Source organism: Streptomyces sp. NBC_01451 (assembly GCF_036227485.1).
In the GTDB taxonomy this organism is placed as follows: domain Bacteria; phylum Actinomycetota; class Actinomycetes; order Streptomycetales; family Streptomycetaceae; genus Streptomyces.
Genome location: NZ_CP109479.1, coordinates 5151888 through 5174836, shown reverse-complemented (window position 1 = coordinate 5174836; position 22949 = coordinate 5151888). Strand labels below are relative to the sequence as shown.

Here is a 22949-nt window from a genome sequence, read left to right as displayed (position 1 = left end):
ACACTTGTCGTGCAACAGATGCAGTAGGTAGCGGACTAGGTTTCTCACGCGTTCACTTCCTCTCCTGTAGCCGGTAGGCGCTCCGTATGGTCGCCTCCGCCTGCCTGTGCCCTCCGTCCCCCCCTGCGGCTGCGTACGCGTCCGCTAGGGCGTCTAGGACGTCGTCTAGGGCTACTCCGTCCGCGCAGGCCGCTCTAGCCGCCCACAAGAGCGCCTGATTGCGGTTGCCCTCTTGAGCGTTCTCTACGGTCGACACAAGCCCCGCGAGGCTGCCCAGGCGCCCAGGCTGCCGGTAAGTCGCGGACACCCTTACAGGCTCGCGTCTGCGGCACAATTCGACTAGCCACGGGGGCGCCGGCCTAACTGCGGACGCGTTTTCTGAGACGTATGCACCCTTGGCCGTGACACTTCCGGCGCCCAGCACATAGCCGCCCCATTCACCTGCGTTACAGCGAATGTCGACTAGGCCCTTGACTAGAGAAGCCTGAGACGCCTCACGGGGCCGAACGTGTTCCGGCCAGAGATAGTAATAGTGGCAGCCGAGTGACCCCGTACAGACGCGGTAGGTGTCGTATGCCTCTCGCCAAGACTGCCCCAGGGATTCACAGACATGTCTGAACACGTCAGTCCCATCAACGAGAGACCCAAAAGTGTCATGTAGTCCCGCGTACTGAGTACCCGCCAACGCGTATTCCCGCTTTGGAATGTCGCAATCGACGACGAGTATGCGTGACGGTTTACAAGCCACTCCGATATTGCTGTCCGGCCAACGCGTCCAATAGTCAATGATCCTGCCTACGTCGTTCGTGGCAGCCTCGCCCCAACGGAGCGTGTACGGCTGCCCAGGGGAGAGTCTGTGAGGCGTTTTCTCGTACGGCTCAACCGGGAAGATATGGAAACCTCGCGCTCGCGCCTGTAGCGCATACGAAATCAGGTTCACGCTCACGCCTAGTTGTTGCCTGCGTTGAGAATGGACTCAAGGCGATTACGGACGTGCTCGCGCTCACTGTCCGGTATCGGATGCCCGGCAATGGAATACACGTGCGCCACGGATTTGACGAGAGCGTCATAAGCCTGCATGGGCGTGAGTTCTCGGTTACGTACCTTGATGGCTGCCTCATTGGCGGCATGGACGCCAACCGTGTTCACGACGTACACGGCAACCCGGTTTAGATACTCCTGCTTACACGGCTCGCACTCCACAGAGTCAAACCCAGCGTCTATGAGTGCGTGGATAGTCTGTCGGTCCATTCGTCCTCTTAGGTAAGGCGTAGGGGCCTGTCCCCAGGCGAGGCAGGCCCCTACGCGTCATGTGTCGCTCAGCCTTGTACGGCTGCGAGCGCAGCGTGAAACTCGCGCTCCGCGTCCGTGAGTTCCGCGCGCGCTTCCTTGATCTCCGCCTCATGGCCATCGAGCCGCGCGAGGCGTTCGGTAAGGCGCTCCATTTGAACCCTTACCTTGTCCCGCTCCGCCTCAACGTCCGTGTCCTCAAGCCGCTCGACACGGACCTTTGCGCGCTCGTACTTCCCTGCGAGTGTGGGCAGCGTGAGAGGCGCGCGGCCACGGCGCTTGGGCACGTCAACGACGTCGTCTGATTCAGCCGGCTCGCCCTCAACGGCGCCATCCCATTCGGGGTCTTCCTCGTACGCCTGCGCCTGTACCTCCGTCATGTCTACTGCCTCCGATGCTTCCTTTGCCTTGCGACGAACGACCATTAGGGGACTCCATTGGTTGGGTTACTCGGTAAGCGCGCAGTGCCTTCCCCTGCGCCTCCGGACGTTGGCATTCCTCCGCCACGTTGGGGCGTGGCCTCCGGCCCACTTGCTCGGTTACTTAAAGGGGTTGTCCGGGAACGTGGCCGCAATCATGTGCATTTGCTGCTCTCCCATTCCGGCCACGGGTACGCCCTTACTCGTGAGGAAGTCAGCGAGGGGGGAGGGAGCTGCGGGAGGCGGAGGCGCGTAACCCTGCGGAGGGGGCACGTACGCCTGCGCAGGGGGCGCCTGGGCAGGCGGAGGCACGTACGCAGCCGCAGGGGCAGCCTGTGTGTTCTGCCACTGGTCATAGGGGAGCGGGGGCGCCTGGGGCGCTGGGGCCTGGGCTACCGGCTGCGCAGCCGGTTGGGCGTAGGGCGACGGGCGCGGGTTTCGCTCCGTATAGGCATCCGCCATGGCTGCATCCTGGGGCGTCCAATCCTGTAGGACGTACGCACCATCTTTCTGGCCCTGTGAGGGGAGTTTGGAGAGGCGCCCCAGCACCATTGCGCCAACCGCCTTGCGCAACTGGGGAACCAATCCCTTACCGCCAATGCGCGCCCCTTCCAACCGGGTCGGCTGCCCTGTCTGCGGGTCAGGCAGATCGATGATGATCACGTCTGCCGTGACGACGTCCGACGTTTCTTGCGTGCCATCGGGACGATTGAAAGTCTGCGGCGTGCAACTGTCCGGATAGATCAGAAACAGACGCCCCAACCAAGTTGGGTTATCGCGAGGCGCAAACTTATCCGCCTTGCCGGGTTGCTGGTAGTTCGACAAATCACTTTCTCTCTCTCGTGAGGTACCGATACGCCCTGTAAGCCTGTAGCGGTACGGCTGAATTACCGATGGCGCGTAGTGCCTCTGTCCGGTCCATCCCCCGGACGCCCATAACCCAGGCTGCGGGTAGACCCATAAGCCACTCGACGAAACGGGGTGACAGGCGCTTACCGCCTCGCGGCCCTATCTCGATGGGGGCAGGGGCAGGGCAACGCGTGACGCGCTCCCAACGCTCGACCGCAGGGCCGTACTTGCCCCAACCCGTTTCGCCCAGGCGCGCGAGCGTGGTTACCAAGTCGTCGCCCCCTGAATCAGGGCGAGAGGCGCGCGCATAATCAGGGCCCCGGATGTTGTCGGCTGCGGTTGGAGTTGGCAGGAGAGGCAACGGCAAACCATCTGTTGCGCAGGTGAGAGGCGCCCACGGAGGCAGCCGGTAGGCATACCCATTCAAGGTCATACCCGCAACCGGCCAAGTCCCCTGAAACGACGTCAAGGCCCCTTCCTCGCAGCCCTGCGACGTTTTCCAAGTACGCGATTCGTGGTCGTATCTCGCGAATGGCCTGGGCAACGGACGCCCATACTCCCGAACGTCTCCCACGTATCCCCCTGCGAGTGCCTGCATGGCTTATGTCTTGGCAGGGGAAACCCGCCACGATAGTTGTGATTTCTGGATGCTCGACCGCCACGGCTGCCCAATCAACCTGCGTTACGTCGCCCAGGTTGTGAGCGTCCGGGAACCTGCGAGCCATGACCAGTGATGGCCAATACGCCTTTTCCGCATAGAGGGTTACGCGCTCGCCTGTAAGGCGCTCAACGGCGTAATCAAGCGCGCCTATGCCCGAACACAGGGAGAGGATCACGGCAACTCGTGCTCAATGGCCCCACACGTTCGGCATGTCCACTTGAGCGGCCCTGCGGAAGTCTCTATCCAAGAGTGGCGCCACGGCGCTACCCAATGAACTAGCGCACGCAATGCGGTTGCGAGCATGTCAGTAGGAATACGTCCCTTTCGCTATGCCCTCCCGTATCTGCGTCTTTGAGTTGCTGTCAAGTGCAGTCCACTCGACACGGAACGACGTTACGTCCATTCCGAAGAATTCCCGGACGTCCTTCAAACTCGCAAGCTGGGTTTCCATTTGGGTAATTCCTTTCAAGTTTTGTTTCGGGTGATCAATGACGTCGTGCCGATAGGCGCACAACTCGCAACCGGCGCACAGACCTAGGCGCCAACCGCACTCAGGCTTTCCCATTGCACCCCCTCTCGCCCTTGCTATCTCCGGGCGCATGGAAGGGGCAGAATCGGCAATCGTCGGCTACGAGGAACTTGCGCGCTATCTGTTGAGGCTCGCCCTCATACCGCTTGATGGCCTCCGCTATCCGCTCGACGCGAGCGAGCGCGTCAATGGCTATGGAAGCGTCATAGGGTTCGGTCCACACGTAAAGGTCATCGAGGGTCGACGCCTCGCGCGGCCAACCCACGATTGCCACGTGCTCAACTTTCTCGCCCTTGAGCCTCGCCCCGTAGGCGTACGTGTGTACCTGTACGCGATAGGTGGGCGAGGCGCCTTTAGTGGAGAGCTTGTCGAGCGACCAACGCCCCATCAACTTATGGTCAAGGAACATCAGTAGCGTGCGGTCGAGTAGGTCCCCTGTGCCCTTGGGGACATAGGCGTTGGGGAACTCTAGGGGTACCTCAACGGCGTAGCGACCCGTACCGGCATTCGCCCACACAAACATATCGGCAAGACCAACGTGAACGCAGGTGCCGACGAATGAAGCCCAGTTATCGCCCCCAGGGTTTGAAGGGGCGACCCGCAGTAGGTGCATTGCAATACGCCTGTCACAGGGCGAACCGATTTGGCTTGGACCCAACGACGTCTGTTGACTGCGGTCGAGTCGATTCGAATATGCGTAAAAGGTTTCCTTGAGGCGCGCGGCAATCTCTCTCCCGTGTTCCGTCATGGGTACGGCCTGGGCGAGTACGCGAGCGGTCCGCCCCGGTTGCTCGTACGGGGGCGCCGGTTGGCGGAACTCATACGCTCCCGTCAACGCAGGCGCGTTCTCGGTTGCTGGGGCATCCGCCCGTACAGTTCCCGTCGCCTGAGAAAGGACAGTAGACGTCTGTGCGTTGGTAGCCCTGCGCGCGTTGAGTGCTCTCAGCGCCTCCAGTGCCTCTGTCGGTATGGGATGGACAACCGCAGGTGTCTGGGGAGCATCGGTCGTTGTGCTGTCCGGGGTGCGGACACTCTCCGGGCGGGAGTCCTTGTCCGGCAGGGTGTCTGAGCTTGGCTCGCTCGATGGCCTGGGCGTAGTCGTCAACGCCTGGGATTGGGTCTCTGGGCATTCCTCCGCGTCCTTTCCGGGTTCGCCGGCCTGGGCGTATTCCTTGCCGCTCATGGGGCATTCATCGCTGCCCCTGTGCACTATCAAGTGACGTCCGTAGCGCCCCTCTTTATCGAGAATGGGCGTGCGTCCGCAGACAGGGCAGTCGGCATAGTCACGGCCCTTTACCGGGACGTCTGAGTTGTCCGATGGCCCTGCCTCAAGAACGTGCGCAGGCATGATGACCCCGGACATGTCACACTCGACGCCCGATGTCTTGTCATGCTTGCGGAACTTTCCTGCCGCAGTCGGAGCTATGTCCTTGCGGCAGACAGGGCACCTGAATTTATCGGCCATGCATTCCCGCCAAGTGCTCAACTTCCATAGTCATGTAGACCCGCTCGCCTCGCGCTGTACGTACGGGCGTGAGAAACCGGCGCCTTTCCCAATAGTGGACGCGCCGCATGCGCACACCGAAATATTGGGCTACCTGAATTGGCGTCATGAGATCCCCCGATAGATCCGGAGGGGCCGCCCGCTCGACGCGCGGCTTACGGTTCCGTGGCTGCGTTCTCTTCACTGTTCCGCCCAACTTGCTGTGTGGCGCCTCATGACGAATCGCGCTTGCGGTCCGGTAATGGCAATCGGCCCCAGGCGATACCGGGTTATGTGCGCAAAGGACAGGTCTACATACCACTTCCATTCTTCGGGAGTGGCTTTCCCTGCGCGCTTGTGTACGAGTAGGGGCAGGGCGAGCGGACTACGGCGCGCAATGGTCGACGTGAGTTCGTCCCACCACTTTTCGAATAGCGCAGTCTGCATGTGGAGTTCGTGTCGTTGGCGACAGTGCGCGCAGTAGGCGCCCTCTTTGCCATCCTTGACAGAGATGATTACCGGGGGAACTGCGGCCGGAATCGGCTCGACGTCCCCAGGGTCGAATGTTCCGCCCAGAGTGTTACGCCTCGCGTCCGCATACCCGCAGCTCTCCCGCAGCCAATTGACAACGGAGGTTTCAGCGGCCGTCCCCTTTGCTTTGTTCCGGTTGCCCAACGTTCGCGCCTTTCTCGTGAGTGCCTACAGGGTTGGGGCGCGCGTCCCCACAACAAACACACCAGTCATGCGCAACGACCCTTGAGCGAGCCTTTATGACGGAGTACCAAACGTGTTCATGACTTAGCCGGCGGAGGGTCATTTACGGGTCTTTCTGACGGTCTTTCTGTGTTGGCAGTCGCATCCCTCGCATGCCTCATGGCCGCGAGGCGCAGGCGTTTTGCCTGGGCACCATGGGCGAAAGCTGCGCTCTTTCCCGTCTGGGGTAGTGATGGCCATACGAGGGCCGCAATGCTTGCTGAGTACGGCGCTACCGGGTTTGGCGAGCGCCACTGTGCGCCCACATGTGGCGCATGCGGTGGGAGGTAGCTTCCGGTCCGCAGCCTGGGCGCAAGGGGTACAGATCATGGGTCGGTCCCTGTGTCGAGTGGCGCAACGTTGCGAGTCGTCGGAGGATGGATAGCGAGGCGCAGAGAACGCATAGAGAGGGGCGCGCGGCCATGGACACGAAAAGCGTGATCGAGACATGGACGGGTAAGGGTGCCCACGAGGCAGCCGAACGCGCCACACGGGAAGGGCCCTTGTTTGAGCGCGCACAGGAATGGGGGCAGGGACTAGTGGCGCGATGCATCAAAGAGGATCACGCGAGGCGCGGGGGTGGTTGGGTCAAGGTCGCCACGTGGGGCGTGTTCCTCGCCCCTCTCGCAGCCGACGAGGGCGCAGGCGAGGCGGACGCCCAGGGTGGGGGTGCGAGGCACCGTAAGCCCCGTACACGGGCTAGCTAGGGCATGCGTAAGGCCCCTGCCACTCGCACAGGCAGGGGCCTTACTGACGTCGTACTAGCTACCGTCCCGGCAACGCTCGATATCTTCGGGAGTGTCGCGCGTCCAAGGGGCGTATCCGCGTCCGTTGAACGTGTTCCATTGAACCGTGATTACCTCTCGCGTCTCTAGATTCACGGTAAGCGTGATCCGGTCCGTATGGATGTAGTGAACCCCTGGGCGTGAACCGTGCGGCAGGGGCCTTACGGGGCTATCGATGGCCTCTCGCAGTTCTTGAGGATCAATGGCCATATCAACCGCTCGACTTAGCGCGTGGTGAGTGAAAGTCCAGTCACATGCGTTTCGTCGTTCGGCCATGTCTACCCCTTACGCAGCTTGCTGATTACCTTCGGTCCATGCCTTGACCTTGAACCGTGAGAGGTCAATGGGCTTGGCGCCCTTGCCCCTTGGCGTGATGATGAGCTTGGAGAGGTCAAGCTCTCGCTTGGGCGCGTTCTTGGGTGGCCTACCGGCTCGACGCATCAACGGCTGTAGCTCGATGCGGTACAGGAGACGAACCGTTTCCCGCTTCCTCGCGAGGCTTAGCCCCTTCCAAACTTGCTCCGCATTCCCGTAGTTGACTGCGAACGGCGCCAAGGGATCATCCTGTACCGCCTCCGCTAGTTCCTTGTTGATCTCTGCTATCCGCAGGTCTGACGTAGCGCACGCCGTTGTGAACTCAGGCAACTTGATGAGCCTCGCGCCGAACGCCTGCGCAGCCTCTGTCTTGGCTGCCTCAAGCTCCGTCAATTCCTCGCGCAGGCCCTTAAAGTCCACTTCCTTGACAGGCTTGACGAGACTGGAAACGTCCGGGCGTGACAGGCGAGTGATGCACAGGCGCGCTACGAAATCGTCTAGCAACTCCGCGGACTGTCGCCCCCTGCCGCAGTTCCTACAGCGGTACACGTCGACTCCCGTAGCCGACTTCCGCACGGTCATGATTGCCGGATCGTTCTCGTCTGTTGTGCAGTGTGGGCACTCATAGATGAGCGAGCCAAGCCACTTAGGCTGATTGCCGGTTTGCTTCCGGCGCGCAGGGTCTTTCAAGAGGATCAAGAGCGCCTTGCGTTGTTCGTCAGAGATGATCGCTGGGAAGGCGTTGTACTTGACGATTTCTCCCTTGTAGACGGAGTGACCGGACGTACGCGGACTCAGGAGAATTTGGACGATAGTCCGACTACTCCACTGCGAACCCGTGAACTCTTTCTTGCCGTGCTTGTACGTCCGACCCTCTTTCGTTGAGACAGTCTCGACGCCTCGCGCCTTGAGACTGCGAATGAGGGCCGCAATGTTCCCTTGGGTGCCCGGTAGCTCTGTCGCCCAGGTCTGGATTTCCGCAGCCTCACCCTTGTTGTGCTGGGTCATGTCCAACACGGGACGCTCGACATACTGACGTTCGGCAATGGGCGCCTTTGGGTTGAGGCACTTGTTAGTGACGCGCCCAGTGTCGACGCCCCAACCGAACGGGCGGACGCCTCCGCCCCACTCGCCATTGCGCGCTTGCCGCAAGCGAGCAAGGCCAACCCGCTTGGCCTTGAGGGCGGACTCTTTCCGGGCGTTGACGACGTCCGTGAGGAAGTCTGCGTGTTGCTGCGGGTTGTGAAAGTTGTACTCTCCGCCACGCTGCGTTGAATACAGCCGGACACTGTGCGCAATGCACAGGTCAATGAAATAGAGCGCCTGGGCAGGGTCACGCGTGAGGCGGTCCGCATGCCACACGGTCACAGTGCGCACGCTCCGCGCCGCCATGTCCGCGCACAGGCGGTTGAAATCCGGGCGCTCAACGCCTGAGTACGCGGAGATACCGACGTCTGAGTACCTGCGCGTGAGCGGACGCTCAAAGGTGTCTTGGAACCATCCTTGGTTCTCGCCCCACTGGGACTCTGTGGTGCCCCCTGTCTGTTGCTCATCGAGCGACACGCGGTCATAGGCGACGTCCAGCCGATCATCCTTGCTGGTCAGAGGCTTGGAGCCTGAGAACGTCCCGCTTGTCCGGTTCGGTATACTTTGATGGGTCATGCCACCCAAACTAAGCCCCAAGCCTGTAGTGGGGAAGTCCACGACCATCCGCGTCCTGCTCGGCCTGCTGCGCGCCGACTCCGGCGCCGCGCGGATCCTGGGCCGGGACCCGTGGGCGGACGCGGTGGAGGTGCACCGCCGGATCGCGTACGTCCCCGGCGACGTCACCCTCTGGCGCAACCTCTCCGGCGGCGAGGTCATCGACCTGTACGGCAGGCTCCGAGGCGGCCTCGACCCGGCACGCCGCGCCGCCCTGCTCGAACGGTTCGAGCTGGACCCGACCAAGAAGGGCCGGACGTACTCCAAGGGCAACCGCCAGAAGGTGGCGCTGGTGGCGGCGTTCGCCTCGGACGTGGACCTGCTGATCCTCGACGAACCGACGTCAGGACTCGACCCGTTGATGGAGGAGGTCTTCCAGACCTGCGTGGAGGAGGAACGGGACAGGGGCCGTACGGTCCTGCTCTCCTCCCACATCCTCAGCGAGGTCGAGGAGCTGTGCGACCGCGTCAGCATCATCCGCAAGGGCCGCACGGTGGAGACCGGCTCACTGTCCGACCTGCGCCACCTCACACGGACGAGCATCACGGCGGAACTGGCCGGCGCTCCGAACGGGTTGGCGGGCCTGCCCGGCGTCCACGACCTCGCCGTACAGGGAAAGCGGGTCCAACTCCAGGTGGAAACAGACAAGTTGGACGCGGTTCTGCGTTCGCTCACCGAGTCGGGCGTGCGGTCGCTGCGGTCGACACCGCCCACACTGGAGGAGCTGTTCCTGCGCCACTACCAGGAGGGGCCGAACGGACCGGACGAGCGGAGCGGGCGGGACGAACGGGACGTAACAAGTGGAGAGGCGTCGGGGCGATGAGCGCGACGACGGCCACGCCCTTCAAGGCACCGCACATCGGCAGGTCGCAGCAACTGGCGGGCACGGCAGCCCTGTTGAGGTTCAACCTGCGGCGCGACCGGGTGATGATCCCGGTGTGGGTGGCGGTGACGGCCCTGATGGTCGTCTCCCTCCCGGCCTCCTTGGAGAGCCTGTACTCCACCCCCGCCGAACGTGCCGCCCTCGCGCGCCAGTTGCTCGCCAGTAGCTCCCTGCGGGCCACGTACGGGCCGGTGTTCAGCGACTCGATCGGCGGCCTGACCGTCTGGCGCATCGGCGGTTTCGCCGCGATCCTCGCCTGCGTCATGAGCCTGCTCGTCGTCGTACGGCACACCCGCGACGAGGAGGAGAGCGGACGCCAGGAACTCGTCTCGTCGGCGATGGTGGGCCGCCGCGCCCCACTGACGGCTGCCCTGCTCACCGCCCTGGTCGCCAACACCGCGCTGGCGCTGCTGATCGCGGGCGGGCTGGCCGGCCGGGGCCTGTCGGGGGCGCTGGCACTGGGTCTGGGCGTCGGGGGCGTGGGAGCGGTGTTCGCCACCCTCGCGGCGATCGTCGCCCAGTTCACGGAGAGCGCGCGGCTGGCGAAGGGCCTGACGGGCGGCCTGCTCGGCGCGGCGTTCGTGCTGCGCGCGGCGGGCGACTCCGCGACCGACGACGGTTCGTCACCGCTGACCTGGATCTCACCGATCGGCTGGCTGGAGAACGTCCGGCCGTTCGCGGACGAACGCTGGTGGGTGCTGGGCCTGTTCGTGGCCGCGACCGCGCTACAGGGCTGGCTGGCCTACGAGTTGGCGGGCCGCCGGGACGTCGGCATGAGCTTCCTCCCGACCCGGCCGGGACCGGCGACCGGCCGCCTGAACACGACGGACGCACTGGCCTGGCGACTGCAACGGGGCGCCGTCCTCGGCTGGAGCATCGGGTTCCTCGCGTCCGGGGTCGCCTTCGGCGGACTGACGAAGGGCGTGGCCGACCTGGTCGGCGACAACGCCGGGACCCGGGAGATCATCGAGCGGATGGGCGGCCGGTCGGGCATCGAGGACGCGTTCCTCGGCACGATGGCCGGCATGTTCGGCATGGTGGCGGCGCTGTACGTCGTCTCGTCGGTGCTCCGCCTCCACGCGGAGGAGACCTCACAACGGGCCGAGCCGGTCCTCGCCAACGCGGTGGGACGACTGCGCTGGGCCGGCGGCCACCTGGTGATCGCCTTCGGCGGCGCGGTGCTGATCCTGCTGCTGAGCGGCCTGGGCCTGGCACTCGGGTACGGGCAGGAGCCGGGCCCGATCATGGCGGCGAGCCTGGTGCAGGTCCCGGCGGTGTGGGTGCTGGGCGGCCTGACGGTTCTGCTGTACGGGGTGTCGCCCCGACTGGCCTCCGGGGCCTGGGGTGTTGCCGGGTTCGTGCTGCTGGTGGGGTGGATCGGACCGGCGCTGGACGTACCGCAGGCGGTGCTGGACCTGTCGCCGTTCGGGCATCTGCCGAAGCTGCCGGGCGGGGAGATGGCCTGGGCGCCGGTGCTGGTGCTCATGGGGGTGGCGGCGGGGCTGGTCTCGGCCGGGCTGGCCGGGCTGCGGAGGCGCGATCTGAGCACGTGAGGGAAGGCGACCGTCGGCCGCAGCCGCACCTGGGGTGTCCCCCCAGGACGCTCGACAAGCAGCGCCCGCAGGGAAGTCGGCGGCCGGAATCCCAGGCCGTGCGACCGCGTCCCCCAGGGCATGGACAACGCGCACAGGCCGCGCAGGATGTCCGACCGCCGTCCTCGGAGTGGCTGCCGGACTGACGGTGTGGACTGTCAGGGCCAGGGCCTGGTCCGCCGCTTCGAGCAGGGCCCCGGCTGGAGCGTCCTCCGCGCCGAGCCGCCGTTGCCGATCCTCGCCGGAACCGCCGGTGGCCTGGTCGTCCGGGCGGTCCCGCGGGGCCTCGGCACCCGGCTCAGATCTCGACGCTCAGCCCCTCCAGCCCCCTGATCACGAAGTTCGGCTTGCGCACCGGCTCCGCCGCCAGTCCCAGGTTCGGCGCGCCCTCCAGCAGTGCCCTCATCGACGCGGCCAGCTCGATCCGGGCCAGCGGAGCCCCAATGCAGTAGTGGATCCCCGCGCTGAACGAGATGTGCGGGTTCTCCGCCCGCGTCAGGTCCAGTGTGCCGGGGTCGGCGAACACCGCAGGGTCGTGGTTGGCCGCGCCGAAGAGCAGCGCCACCTCGCTCCCCCTCGGGATCACCGTCCCGTCGATCTCGATGTCGTCCAGTACCCAGCGTTCGAAGAGCTGGAGCGGGGTGTCGTACCGCATCAGCTCCTCCACGGCGGAGGGGATCAGGGAGGGGTCCGCGCGCAGCGCCGCCAGCTGGGCCGGGTTGCGGAACAGGGCCCACCAGCCGTTCACCGTCGCGTTGACCGTCGCCTCGTGGCCCGCGTTGAGCAGGAGCACGCACGTCGAGATCATTTCCTGTTCCGTCAGGCGGTCGCCCTCGTCGTACGCGGCGATCAGGCCCGAGATCAGGTCGTCGCCGGGCTCCTCGCGGCGGGCCGCGATCAGCTCCCGCAGGTACTCCGTGAACTCCTCCGACGCGCGTACCGCCTTCGCCGCCGTCTCCTCGGACGGACTGAGCTCGTACATGCCGCAGATGTCCGCCGACCAGGGGCGGAGAGGGGCACGGTCGGACTCCGGGATGCCCAGCATCTCCGCGATCACCGCCACCGGCAGCGGCTCCGCCACGTCCGTCAGCAGGTCGCCGCCGCCCGCCTTCACGAGCGCCGACACCAGGTCGCCCGCCAGCTGCTCCACGTACGGCTTCAGGCCCTCCACCGTGCGCGGTGTGAACGCCTTCGACACCAGCCGGCGGATACGGGTGTGGTCCGGCGGCTCCAGGTCCAGCATGCCGTGGTCGTTGAGGGTGTGGAACGGCTCGTGTTCCGGCGGGGGTGCCGTGCGGCCGAAGTCCTCGTGGGTGAAACGGTGCTGGTAGGTCCGGCCCAGGCGGCGGTCGCGCAGCAGCGCCGAGACGTCCGCGTGGTGCGGGACCAGCCACTGGTTCGTGGGTTCGTAGTACACGACCCGGCCCCGGGCGCGCAGTTGTGCGTACGCGGGGTACGGGTCCGCGACGAACGCCGGGTCCCAGGGGTCGAAAGCAAGGTCGGAAGCAGCTGCCATGCACGGACGCTAGCCCGAGCCACCCCCATCTGACCAGGCATGTCCCACCGCACGGCAGGCCGCCGACAGGCGGAGTTCGTGTGGGCGCAGTTCACTGCCGTGAACTATTGACCTGCCCGGTGATCCCCGGCTTACGGTGGCCGCCCCGAACAGGAGTACCCCACCCATGAGCAGCCTGTACGTGCGGGAGATCACGCGCGAGGAGCATCTGGCCCACCTGCGGCAGCATCCCGACGCGAGCCATCTCCAGATCCCCGAGTGGGGCGGTGTGAAGCCCGACTGGCTGCCGGAGAGCATCGGCTGGTTCGAGGGCGAGGAGACGGATCAAGGGGTGGGCGACGCGATGGTCGCGGCGGCGCTCGTCCTGTACCGGCCGCTGCCCGGGACGCGGCGCTACCTCGCGTACCTTCCCGACGGACCGGCGATCGACTGGCGGACCCCTCGCCTGGAGCGCTGGCTGGACCCGCTCGTCGCCCATCTGGAGCGGACCGGGGCGTTCTCGGTACGGATCGGGCCACCCCTGGTCGTGCGTCACTGGGACGCGGCCACCGTGACGGCGGGCCTCGCCGACCCCGCCGTACGGCATCTGCGCGAGCTGCCCGCCGCCGGCATCGACGGCCACGCGCTCGACGCCGCGGAACGGCTGCGGCGGCTCGGGTGGCGGCCGTGCGAGGAGGACGACGGCAGCGGTTTCGGCCTCGGCCAGCCGCGCTACGGCTGCCACATCCCGTTGGCGGGCCGCTCGGAGGACGACCTGCGCGCCGCCCTCGCCCCGCACTGGGAACAGGCCCTGCGCACCTCCGAGCTGGCGGACGTCCGGGTCTCCTGGGTGTCGGACGCCGACCTTCCAGAGTTCCACCGTCTGTACACCGCGACCGCCGCCCACGACGGCTTCAAGGCACGCCCGTTGGACTACTTCCGGCGCATGTGGCAGGCCCTGAACGCCGAGGACGACGACCGGCTCCGCCTCTACGTCGCCGAGTACGAGGACGAGGTGCTCTCCGGGGCGCTCATGATCAACTTCGGCTCCCGGGCCTGGCACTCGTACCCCGCGTCCGGCCGCCGGGGGCGTCAACTCCGGCCCAGCAGCGCGCTGTTGTGGCGCATGCTGTGCGACGCGCTGGCGTCCGGCGTCGAGACGTACGACCTGCGCTCCATCACCCCCGCCCTCACCGGGGACCGCCTCCTCGGCCGCCTCCACTTCAAGACGGGGGCCGGCGGCCGGCCCGTGGAGTACCTCGGGGAGTGGGAACTACCGGTCGGCAGCCAGGGCAGAATGCTCCAGCGGGCACTGCGGATCTACCTCGGCCGCAGATGACCCCCTGACCGGGAGCCCTCCGCCGCTCCTCCCCCTCACCTCACCGCCCCGCGCCGCCCCTCACCCGGGCGTCACCAGCCGCGCCTCGTACGCGAACACCGCCGCCTGGGTACGGTCCCGCAGGCCCAGTTTCACCAGGATGCGGCTGACGTGCGTCTTGATCGTCGACTCGGCGACCACCAGCCGCCCCGCGATCTCCACGTTCGACAGGCCCTGCGCGATGAGCACCAGCACCTCGGTCTCCCGGTCGGTCAGTTCGCCGTACGCCGACTGCGCGCCCGCCATGACCCGCGGCGCCTCGGAGATCTTCGAGAACTCCGTGATCAGGCGCCGGGTGACCGAGGGGGCGAGCAGCGCCTCCCCGGCCGCCACCACCCTGACCCCCTCGGCCAGTTGGCGTGCCGACGCGTCCTTCAGCAGGAACCCCGACGCGCCCGCCCGCAGCGCCTGGTACACGTACTCGTCCAGGTCGAACGTCGTCAGCACCAGCACCTTCGCCGTGCCGTCCGCCGCGACGATCTCCCGGGTCGCCTCGATACCGTTCAGTTCGGGCATCCGGATGTCCATCAGGACGACGTCCGGGGCGAGTTCACGCACCCGGTCCACCGCCTCGCGGCCGTTCACCGCCTCGCCGACGACCTCGATGTCCGGCATCGCGTTCAGCAGCACCGAGAAGCCCTCGCGGACCATCATCTGGTCGTCCGCGATCAGCACACGGATCGTGGGGGCGCTCATGCCTCTCCCGTTCCGTCCTCGTCCGTGACGCTCGCGACCGGGAGGAAGACCGTGACCTCGTAACCCCCGTCGGCCGCCGGGCCCGTCGTCATCTCGCCGCCGAGCATGGTGACCCGCTCACGCATCCCCGTGAGACCGTGCCCCGCGCCCTCCGTCGGCGTCTGCTTCACGAACGACACCTCCGCCGCGGGGCCGTTGACCACCCGCAGACCCAACCCGCCCAGCACGTAACCGATCTCGACCCGCGCGCTCGCACCCGGCGCGTGCCGCAACGTGTTGCTCAGCGCCTCCTGCACGATCCGGTACGCCGACAGCTCGACGCCCTGCGGGAGTTCACGCACCGCGCCCGTCACCACCTTGTCGACGGCGAGGCCCGCCTCGCGCACGTTGGCGAGCAGCCCGTCGAGGTCGGCCAGGGTGGGCTGCGGGGCGTCGGGAGCCTCGTAGTCCTCCGCCCGTACGACGCCCAGGACCCGGCGCAGTTCGGTGAGCGCGGCCACCGCGTTCTCGCGGATCGTCGCGAAGGCCTTCGTCAGCTCCTCGGGCGGGTTCTCCACCCGGTAGGGGGCCGCCTCCGCCTGGATGGCGACGACCGACATGTGGTGCGCGACGACGTCGTGCAGCTCACGCGCGATGGTCGTGCGCTCCTCCAGCAGGGTGCGCTTGGAACGCTCGTGCGCGGTCACCGTCTGCTGGGCGGTCACCTCCTGCTCGGCGGCCCGGCGCACCAGTAGCACGGTCACCACGAGCAGCGACAGCGCGGAGAGGAAGAGGAAGGGCAGGGCGTTGGTGCTGAAGTAGCGGTCCCCGAAGAGGATCTCGGCGCACATGGCGTACGCCGCCGTCAGCGTCCACATCCAGGCGGCCGTACGCGGCCGGGTCCGGGCGGCGACGACCGTCAGCACCACCAGGTGAGCGATGAAACTCGCGGGCTTCCAGGGGTAGTCGCCGCTCCCGTAGTCGCCGTCCCAGTTCTGGCCGACGATGGCGACGACCGGGATCGAGCCCAGGGAGAACCAGAAGGCCCCGACCGGCCGGACCAGCGTCAGCAGGATCGGCCCCAGCGAGAAGACGGTTATCACCAGCGCTTCGATCAGGTCGCCCCTGCTGCCCTCGAAGGCAACCAGCATCGCCAGCATCCCGGCCGCGCCCACCAGGGCGTGCGGCGCCCAGACCGCGTACGGGCGCAGCCGCCGGGGCAGCACCCGGGCGATCCGGCCGGGCTTGTCCCTCGGGGGCAGCGGGCGGTAGGCGAAGGGGTCGTCCAACAGGTCCGCGCGCAGTCCCGCCAGCGCTTCCATGGCCACGCGGAACTCGGGGCTGCGCGACAGACCGTCGCCCGCCGTCTTCGGCCTGGGGTTCGTCTGCGTAGGGGTCGTCTCAGTCACATACAGCACGGTAGGCGCCGGGCGGGCGACGGTCGTCCGCAGTGAGAGGGGTTCTCCGGCATCCGTCTCAGGTACTACGGCGCCTGCCGCGGCGCCCGTGCCCGCCTCCGGTGCGCCCCTGCCGCGCTCACCACGCGAGCTGGGCGATCTCCTCCGCGACCACCGCGCACGCGTCCGCCACCGGGTCGATCAGCGGGAAGTGACCGACGTCCGCCAGCAGCGTCACACCGACCACCTCACCGGCCTTCGCCGCCGCGTCCGCGTACGACTCGGCGACGATCTCCGGTACGACCGTGTCGGCGCGCCCCTGCACGAGCGTGGTCGCGATGCCGGTGGGGAGCAGCAGCGCCGGGTCGGCGTAGGGCTGACGTTCGGCGAAGTGCCCTTCTCCGCCCAGGAGTTGACGGGCTGCGGCGGAGCAGACGTCCAGCTTCTCGGCGACGGTGAAGTCCGCGATCGGGGCGAGCGCGACCACGCCGCGCAGCGGGGCGGGACGGGCCAGGAACCAGGGCGCGTCGGCGGGGAGGAGGTGCCGGGCGGAGGCCCACAGGGCCAGGTGTCCGCCCGCCGAGTGCCCGGTGACGACCGTGCGGCGCGGGTCGGCCTGCGGGAGGTGGGCCGCCGCGAGCGCGGGCAGGGCGTCCAGCGCCGCCGCGACGTCGTCGAAGGTGTCGGGCCAGCGGCCGGCGACAGCGGGGGCGTCCCCGCCCCGCCGGTACTCCACGTTGGCCACGGCGAACCCGCGCCGGGCCAGGAAGGCGGCGAATGGCGTGATGTGCCGACGGTCGTACGGCGCCCGCCAGGCACCCCCGTGCAGTACGACGACCAGCGGCACGCTCGCGTCGTCCGGCAGCGGCTCGGGGCCGCGCGGGGCGTAGAAGTCGATCACCTGGTCGGCGTGGTCGCCGTACGCGGCGGTGGCGTCGGGTTCGACGGGCGGGTGCGAGAAGGCGGACCGCTCCTCCTCCGCCGCGCGCGCGGCCACGGCATCGTCCGGCATGCTCCAACCTCTCAGCGACGAAACGGATTTGGCGGACCGGGAGAGATCACGGCCGTTGCCGGGGACGCTATCAGGCCCGGCGGGGCCCGCCGACACACGGATGTCGCCCCCGGTGAGGGCCGAACGGCTCTGCCGGGCTCGCCCCCCCGACCCGGCCGACCTGGCAGAACACGACCGGGCCCGGCCGCGGGGGTGGTGCGGCCGGGCCCGGTCGTGGCGGGCGGTCAGCGGGCTCAGTACAGGCCGGTGTAGCCCTGCCAGCCGGTGGCGATACGGACCTTCGTGCCGAAGGCGCCGGCCGATGTTCCGTTCCAGCGCCACAGGGCACCCGCGCCGTCCCGGCCGACGAGGTCGGGGCGGCCGTCGCCGCTCAGATCACCGGCCACGGCCAGGGCGTCGACCCTGATACCGCCCGCGATCCGGACCCTCGCACCGAAGGCACCCTTGCCGTTGCCGAGCCACCGCCACAGCACACCCGCGCGGTCCAGGCCGACCATGTCGCCGATCCCGTCGGCGTTCAGGTCACCGGCACCGACCAGCCGGGTGTAGCCACCCTGACCCGCGACCAGCCGGACCCGCCCGGCCAGACCGCCCTCACCGTCGGCGGAGTACCGCCACAGCACACCCGCCCTGTCCCGGGCGACCAGGTCGGCACGGCCGTCACCGGTGAGGTCACCGGGCGAGGTCAGCACGTCGTACCCGCCGAAACCGGTGCCGATCACCCGGTGCGGCGGGCTCTTCGGCGTGAACGCCTTGCCGCAGCTTCCGTCGTACCGGGTCAGGCGCCCGGCGGAGTCCCGGACGAGCAGGTCGTTGCACGCGTCGCCGCTCAGATCGCCGAACGGCACGAAGACCGACGCGGCGGGCCAGCCACCCGCCAGGGCCTTGTGCGCGCTGTCGACGGTGCCGCGCCCGGTACCGGGCTGGATCGCGAGACGGCCCGCGCCGTCGAAGGTGACCAGGTCACCGATGCCGTCCCGGCCGAAGTCATGACGCTCCGGCGACCGGACCGACACCGGCTTGTCATGGATCACTGTGTCTGTCGTCGCACCGTTCGCGGCCCGGGCGGTCAGCTTCACCCGGTAGGTGCCGGTACGGACCAGTGTCCCGTTCTCGGTGCGGCCGTCCCAGGCCGCGGCGATCCTCCCGCTCGCCGGGCCGCCGGTGAACGTCCGCACCACGGCGCCGGCGGAGGTCGTGACGGTCAGCTTCCAGCTCGCGGTCGGCCGGGTCAGGTGCCAGACGCCCTCGAAGACGCCGCCCTGGCGCACGTCGACGGAGGTGGGAACGGTGGAGTGGGTCGCCGTGAGCGGGGAGAGGGTCACCTGCGGCCACTTCACCGTCACGTCACCGGACGCCGTCTGGTAGGCGACCGGCCCGCCGAACCGGTCCACGTTCCAGAACCGGCCGCGCCGGTCGGCCGGAGCGTTCAGCGGCGACGGCAACGGACCGAGCTCCTCCGTACGGACCTGGTTGGAGGGGACCGCGCCCTTCAGGTACGTGATCAGCAGCTTGCCGGCGTCTTCGTCCTGGGAGACCAGGTAGCCGTCGCCGAGCCGCGCGTAGCCCCGCGGCACGTCCTGTTCCACGTGTGTCGACTGGTTGTAGACGCCCGCGGGTTTTCCCGGCCCACAGGACCAGTAGACGTACCGGCCCACGACCTGCAGATCCGACGGGAGGCAGTTGCCGAGGGACAGGCTGTCCAGCTTCCGCATCGACGGCAGCGAGAACCTGTCGTACACGGCGGCGCCCGGCAAGTCGGTCCGGGCCGCCCACAGGGTGTTCCCCCACAGGGCGACAACCGGCCAGTCACCGGAGGCCAGCACCTTGCTCCCGTCCCGCACCTGCTGGCTGCGCCCTGCCCGGACCACCGAGTACGAACCGGACGCCGCCAGGACCGCCGACACCTCGTCGTCCGAGTGGCGGACGGTGCCCTCTCCCGTGCCGGTGAACCGCAGGCACTCGCCGCTGCACGTGACGTGGACGGGGCTGCCGAAGGGGTCCTCCACCTCGTATCCGAGGTCGCCCAGGTTCTGCGGCGGTGCGGCGGTCAGCGTGCCGTCGGCGGTGAGGGAGAGCGCCGAGGCCGAGAGATCGGTGCTGGACCCGTCCGACCGCTCGGTGCCGAGCAGCACCCGCCCCTGGTCGACCGCGACGCCGCCGACCTCGTACACCGAGACGGCGGGCAGCGGCGTCACCGGTTCGGCGACCGGGGTCCCGTCCGGGCCCAGGGCGATGCGCTGGAGCGCCCAGTGCTCCGCGTCCGTACCGCCCTGGATGTAGAAACCGCCGTCGTCGCCGTCGACGAAACCGCCGTTCGCGGCGGGCAGCACCGTCCGGGCCGGGCCGCCGGTCACCGGCACCGCAACGATCGCGCTGGGGGTGGTGTCCGGGTTCGCCGGGTACACCACCCAGTCGCCGATCGCACGGGCCTGGCGGAGGACAGGATCCGGAAGATCCACCAGCTGACCGGGCGCCTCCGGGTGCTCGCGGTCGACGACGTACCCGCGTATGGAACTGAAGGCCTTGTCCACAGCCAGGAAGTACACCGTGTCGCCGGCCAGGCGGGGGCTTTCCACGACACCGAATCCGTCGCTCGGAACGTATTTCACCGACGCGGTGTCGAAGTCGAGCAGCACGGTGCGCCAGGGGCTGGAGTCGTCGGCCGGTTTGTACCAGAACGCGGCCCCCCGCGTGTCCGACGCCCCCTCGTAGACGTTCCCGGCGAAGTCGTCCGCGACACCGGTCACGAGCCGGTCGACCGGCTGCCCGCCTCCCTTCGGCACCTCCAGCAGGTGGAGCGTCCACTTCCCCCCGCTCCTACGGGAGACCAACAGGCGGTTCTCGGCGAAGACATAGCTGACCCGGTCATCGGGCGACAGGGAGAACCGCGTCACCGCCCCGGTGGAATAGCGCCGGATCTGGTACACGTTCGATGTCCCCGGGACCCCTTCCAGCCCGAAGCCGCCGTTGTACGCGTACACATGCACGGCGGGCGTCGACCGGGTCGAGCCGTCATAGCCGACCCATGTCGCCAGGCTGCCGGGCCCCACGTCCCTTCCTGCGGACAGGTACCCCGTGCCGTCCGCGGCGGCCAGGGCCACGGCCCGGGGCCACTCCCGGTGCGGGCCGGTCAGCGTGACGGACGGCATCTCCCCGCTGTCGGCGCTGTCGGCGGCCACAGCGGGCCCGGACGCGAGCTGCAACAGCCCGGCCAACAAGGCCAGGGCCGCCGCGACCGGGACGACCCCGGCCCTCGACCGTCTTCTTCTCGGCACCGTGCGCGGAGTCGTGCTTCTCACGCTTCCCACCCCCCGTTGTGTTCCTTCAGCCCGTTCCACCCCGTCAGACTCACGCCGAAGCACAGACGTTGTACGGGTGGGGCACAGGAATCAGCGGGGGTGGATCACGCGTCCCGCGGCCGGGTCCTCAGCCGGCCACGACCTCGCCCAGTACCCGGGCCGCCCGCTCCACGTCCGCGAACCCGACGTACAGCGGGGTGAACCCGAACCGCAGTACGTCCGGCCGACGGAAGTCGCCCACGACGCCCCGCTCGATGAGCCGGCTCATGACCTCCCCCGCGTCCTCGCACCGCAGGGCGATCTGACTGCCGCGCTCGGCATGCGCGACCGGCGTCACGCACTCGACGCGCCCCTCCGGGACGTACTCGTCGACGCACTCCAGGAAGAAGTCGGTCAGGGCGAGGGACTTGGCCCGTACGGCGTCGATGCCGACCCCGTCCCAGACCTCAAGGGCCGACTCCAGGGCGAGCATCGAGAGGATGTCCGGCGTACCGACCCGACCGCGCGTCGCACCCGGGGCGGGGGCGTACTCGGGCCGCATGCCGAAGGGGTCGGCGTGCGAGGTCCAGCCGGGGAGCGGGGAGTCGAACCGCTCCTGGTGCGCCTGGTTCACGTACAGGTAGGCGGGCGAACCCGGGCCGCCGTTCAGGTACTTGTAGGTGCAGCCGACGGCGAGGTCGACCCCGTGCTCGTCCAGCCCGACCGGCAGGGCGCCCGCGCTGTGGCACAGGTCCCAGACGGCCAGGGCGCCGGACGCGTGGATCGCGGCCGTGAGGGCGGGCAGGTCGTGCAGCCGGCCGGTGCGGTAGTCGACGTGGTTGAGCAGCACGGCGGCGGTACGCTCGCTCAACTCCCCCGGTACGGCGCCCGGTTCGATGGCGCGCAGGGTACAGCCGGTCATCCGGGCGGCGGACTCGGCGATGTAGCCGTCGGTGGGAAAAGTGCCGGCGTCGACGAGGATCTCGTCCCGGCCGCTCCCCCTGCCACCCCCCGCCAGCCGCACCGCACCCACAACCGCCTTGAAAACATTGACACTTGTCGAGTCGCCGACGACGACCTGACCGGCCGCCGCTCCCACCAGCGGAGCGATGCGGTCACCGATCCGCTCGGGCGCGGTCCACCACCCGCTCTCGTCCCAGGACCGGATGCGCAGCTCGCCCCACTCCCGGCGCACTACGTCGTCGAGCCGGCCGGGGACGGACGCGGGCAGCGCGCCGAGCGAGTTCCCGTCCAGGTAGGTGACGCCGAAGTCGAGCACGAACTGAGCGCGCACCTTGGCCAGTTCGTCGCGCGAGTCCAGTTCCGAGGCGACCTCGGTCTTCGAGCGCAGCAGCTCAGACATGAGACCTCGCCGTCCACAGCTCGGGGAACACGTTCTTCTGCGCCCGCTTCTCCAGCCAGGCCACCCCGGCGGAGCCGCCCGTACCGGTCTTGGCGCCCATGGCCCGCCGGGTGGCGACGAGATGGTCGTTGCGCCAGCGCCACACCAGCTCGGCGACGTCCGTCAACGCCTCACCCAGGCGGGCGAGTTCGGCCTCGGGGTCACCGGAGTAGAGCGCGGTCCAGGCGGCCTCGACCTCGGCCGACGGCTCGTACCGCTGGGACACGTCCCGGGACAGGACGGCGTCCGGAACGGGGTACCCGCGCCGCGCGAGCAGCCCCAACACCTCGTCGTACAGGCTCGGTTCGTGCAACGCCTTCTCCAGCTCGGCGTACACGCGGGGAGCGGCCCGATGGGGCACGAGCATCGAAGCGGACTTCTCGCCGAGCAGGAACTCCATCCGCCGGTACATCGCGGACTGGAACCCGGAACCCTCACCGAGGGCGGCACGGTACGAGTTGAACTGGGCGGGGGTGAGCTGGGCGAGGGGACGCCACGAGGCGTTGAGCGCGTCCAGCTCACGCACGGAACGCTTGAGCGCGGCGACGGCGGTGGGCACGTCGTCCCCGCGCAGCGCCTTCGCTGCGGTCTCCCACTCGTGCACGATGACCGTGAACCACAGCTCCATGACCTGGGTGGTCACCAGGAAGACCATCTCTCCGGGGTCGTCGGAGAGGGTGTGCTGGAGGTGGGTGAGGACGTCGGCCTGGACATAGTCCTCGTACGGGGTGGTACCGGCGAAGTCGAGATGCGGGGTCTCGGGCTCCGAAGCCTCGGGGGGCTGGGCCTGGAGGGACATCGCTGTCTCCTGTTGTACTCAGGGTAGCGGTCCGCCCCTGCCGAATTCCGACACGGGGGCCCCGGTCCCCGGGGCATTCAACACAATCGTGCCCCGAATCCGCAAGGCCCGCCTGTTCACGGACGGGCCCTGTGTACAGCCGAACGGTCGCCCGCCGAGCGTCCGGGCCGCCGCGACCGAGGAGCCCTCCGCCGAGCCCCTCTGTCCCCCTGCCTCCCTGTCGCCCTGTTCACCGGATCTTCCACCCCCT

Annotated in this window: 16 protein-coding genes and 1 pseudogene; 3 read left to right on the top strand and 14 right to left on the bottom strand. The window is 68.1% G+C overall.

Features of this window, described 5'->3' with window-relative positions; all coding sequences use genetic code 11:
* Nucleotides 1–52 precede the first annotated feature (52 nt).
* The 7 genes from OG595_RS45400 to OG595_RS22630 all read right to left on the bottom strand — a co-directional run bounded on the left by OG595_RS45400 (nt 53) and on the right by OG595_RS22630 (nt 8746).
* Entirely contained in the window at nt 53–940 is an 888-nt protein-coding gene (locus OG595_RS45400; protein WP_443073357.1) for a bifunctional DNA primase/polymerase, read from the bottom strand.
* An 8-nt stretch (nt 941–948) separates the two neighbouring features.
* Nucleotides 949–1149, bottom strand: coding sequence for a hypothetical protein (locus OG595_RS22650; protein WP_329274764.1), 201 nt, complete (start codon nt 1147–1149; stop codon nt 949–951).
* Nucleotides 1150–1319: 170 nt separating this feature from the next.
* On the bottom strand, nt 1320–1670 hold the full coding sequence (locus tag OG595_RS22645) for a hypothetical protein (RefSeq protein ID WP_329274762.1): 351 nt from the start codon (nt 1668–1670) through the stop codon (nt 1320–1322).
* Nucleotides 1671–2869: 1199 nt separating this feature from the next.
* Complete coding sequence (locus OG595_RS22640; protein ID WP_329274761.1) at nt 2870–3394, bottom strand: DNA cytosine methyltransferase; 525 nt, start codon at nt 3392–3394, stop codon at nt 2870–2872.
* 376 nt (nt 3395–3770) lie between these two features.
* Nucleotides 3771–4496 (bottom strand): hypothetical protein, encoded by a 726-nt coding sequence (locus OG595_RS22635; RefSeq protein ID WP_329274760.1) that lies wholly within the window; start codon nt 4494–4496, stop codon nt 3771–3773.
* Nucleotides 4497–5202: 706 nt separating this feature from the next.
* Nucleotides 5203–5361 (bottom strand): MerR family transcriptional regulator, encoded by a 159-nt coding sequence (locus tag OG595_RS45395; protein WP_443073110.1) that lies wholly within the window; start codon nt 5359–5361, stop codon nt 5203–5205.
* A 1693-nt stretch (nt 5362–7054) separates the two neighbouring features.
* Nucleotides 7055–8746 (bottom strand): recombinase family protein, encoded by a 1692-nt coding sequence (locus OG595_RS22630; RefSeq protein ID WP_329274758.1) that lies wholly within the window; start codon nt 8744–8746, stop codon nt 7055–7057.
* A gap of 31 nt (nt 8747–8777) precedes the next feature.
* On the opposite strand from OG595_RS22630, the pseudogene OG595_RS22625 reads away from it, so the two are divergent.
* Nucleotides 8778–9608 (top strand): annotated as a pseudogene (locus OG595_RS22625) (ABC transporter ATP-binding protein); the annotation flags it as partial.
* Nucleotides 9605–11221: an ABC transporter permease gene (locus OG595_RS22620; RefSeq protein WP_329274755.1), complete on the top strand. Its 1617-nt coding sequence runs from the start codon at nt 9605–9607 to the stop codon at nt 11219–11221. The pseudogene OG595_RS22625 and the gene OG595_RS22620, both read left to right, overlap by 4 nt.
* A gap of 337 nt (nt 11222–11558) precedes the next feature.
* Here OG595_RS22620 and OG595_RS22615 read toward each other — a convergent pair whose 3' ends face one another.
* The gene (locus OG595_RS22615; RefSeq protein ID WP_329274753.1) at nt 11559–12776 is read right to left on the bottom strand and encodes a cytochrome P450; all 1218 of its coding nucleotides are present in this window, start codon (nt 12774–12776) and stop codon (nt 11559–11561) included.
* Nucleotides 12777–12942: 166 nt separating this feature from the next.
* Here OG595_RS22615 and OG595_RS22610 point away from each other — a divergent pair, with 166 nt between their 5' ends.
* Nucleotides 12943–14094: a lipid II:glycine glycyltransferase FemX gene (locus tag OG595_RS22610; RefSeq protein WP_329274750.1), complete on the top strand. Its 1152-nt coding sequence runs from the start codon at nt 12943–12945 to the stop codon at nt 14092–14094.
* Nucleotides 14095–14154: 60 nt separating this feature from the next.
* On the opposite strand, the gene OG595_RS22605 is transcribed toward OG595_RS22610, so the two are convergent.
* The 6 genes from OG595_RS22605 to OG595_RS22580 all read right to left on the bottom strand — a co-directional run bounded on the left by OG595_RS22605 (nt 14155) and on the right by OG595_RS22580 (nt 22699).
* A complete protein-coding gene (locus tag OG595_RS22605; RefSeq protein ID WP_329274746.1) occupies nt 14155–14829 on the bottom strand; it encodes a response regulator transcription factor in 675 nt (224 codons plus the stop codon).
* Entirely contained in the window at nt 14826–16217 is a 1392-nt protein-coding gene (locus tag OG595_RS22600) for a sensor histidine kinase (protein ID WP_329274743.1), read from the bottom strand. Before OG595_RS22600 ends, OG595_RS22605 begins: the two co-directional genes overlap by 4 nt.
* 127 nt (nt 16218–16344) lie before the next feature.
* Nucleotides 16345–17217: an alpha/beta hydrolase gene (locus OG595_RS22595; protein WP_329274741.1), complete on the bottom strand. Its 873-nt coding sequence runs from the start codon at nt 17215–17217 to the stop codon at nt 16345–16347.
* A gap of 233 nt (nt 17218–17450) precedes the next feature.
* A complete protein-coding gene (locus OG595_RS22590) occupies nt 17451–20519 on the bottom strand; it encodes an FG-GAP-like repeat-containing protein (RefSeq protein ID WP_329274738.1) in 3069 nt (1022 codons plus the stop codon).
* Nucleotides 20520–20646: 127 nt separating this feature from the next.
* Nucleotides 20647–21861: a kynureninase gene (gene kynU / locus OG595_RS22585; RefSeq protein WP_329274736.1), complete on the bottom strand. Its 1215-nt coding sequence runs from the start codon at nt 21859–21861 to the stop codon at nt 20647–20649.
* Entirely contained in the window at nt 21854–22699 is an 846-nt protein-coding gene (locus OG595_RS22580; RefSeq protein ID WP_329274734.1) for a tryptophan 2,3-dioxygenase family protein, read from the bottom strand. Before OG595_RS22580 ends, kynU begins: the two co-directional genes overlap by 8 nt.
* Nucleotides 22700–22949 lie beyond the last annotated feature (250 nt).

Excerpts from the sequence above, each read along its gene's own strand:
- OG595_RS22595 (WP_329274741.1), bottom strand. The coding sequence starts at position 17,217 with ATGCCGGACGATGCCGTGGCCGCGCGCGCGGCGGAGGAGGAGCGGTCC.
- OG595_RS22630 (WP_329274758.1), bottom strand. The coding sequence starts at position 8,746 with ATGACCCATCAAAGTATACCGAACCGGACAAGCGGGACGTTCTCAGGC.
- OG595_RS22610 (WP_329274750.1), top strand. The coding sequence starts at position 12,943 with ATGAGCAGCCTGTACGTGCGGGAGATCACGCGCGAGGAGCATCTGGCC.
- OG595_RS45395 (WP_443073110.1), bottom strand. The coding sequence starts at position 5,361 with ATGACGCCAATTCAGGTAGCCCAATATTTCGGTGTGCGCATGCGGCGC.
- OG595_RS22645 (WP_329274762.1), bottom strand. The coding sequence starts at position 1,670 with ATGACGGAGGTACAGGCGCAGGCGTACGAGGAAGACCCCGAATGGGAT.
- OG595_RS22605 (WP_329274746.1), bottom strand. The coding sequence starts at position 14,829 with ATGAGCGCCCCCACGATCCGTGTGCTGATCGCGGACGACCAGATGATG.
- kynU (WP_329274736.1), bottom strand. The coding sequence starts at position 21,861 with ATGTCTGAGCTGCTGCGCTCGAAGACCGAGGTCGCCTCGGAACTGGAC.
- OG595_RS22620 (WP_329274755.1), top strand. The coding sequence starts at position 9,605 with ATGAGCGCGACGACGGCCACGCCCTTCAAGGCACCGCACATCGGCAGG.
- OG595_RS22635 (WP_329274760.1), bottom strand. The coding sequence starts at position 4,496 with ATGACGGAACACGGGAGAGAGATTGCCGCGCGCCTCAAGGAAACCTTT.
- OG595_RS22580 (WP_329274734.1), bottom strand. The coding sequence starts at position 22,699 with ATGTCCCTCCAGGCCCAGCCCCCCGAGGCTTCGGAGCCCGAGACCCCG.
- OG595_RS22615 (WP_329274753.1), bottom strand. The coding sequence starts at position 12,776 with ATGGCAGCTGCTTCCGACCTTGCTTTCGACCCCTGGGACCCGGCGTTC.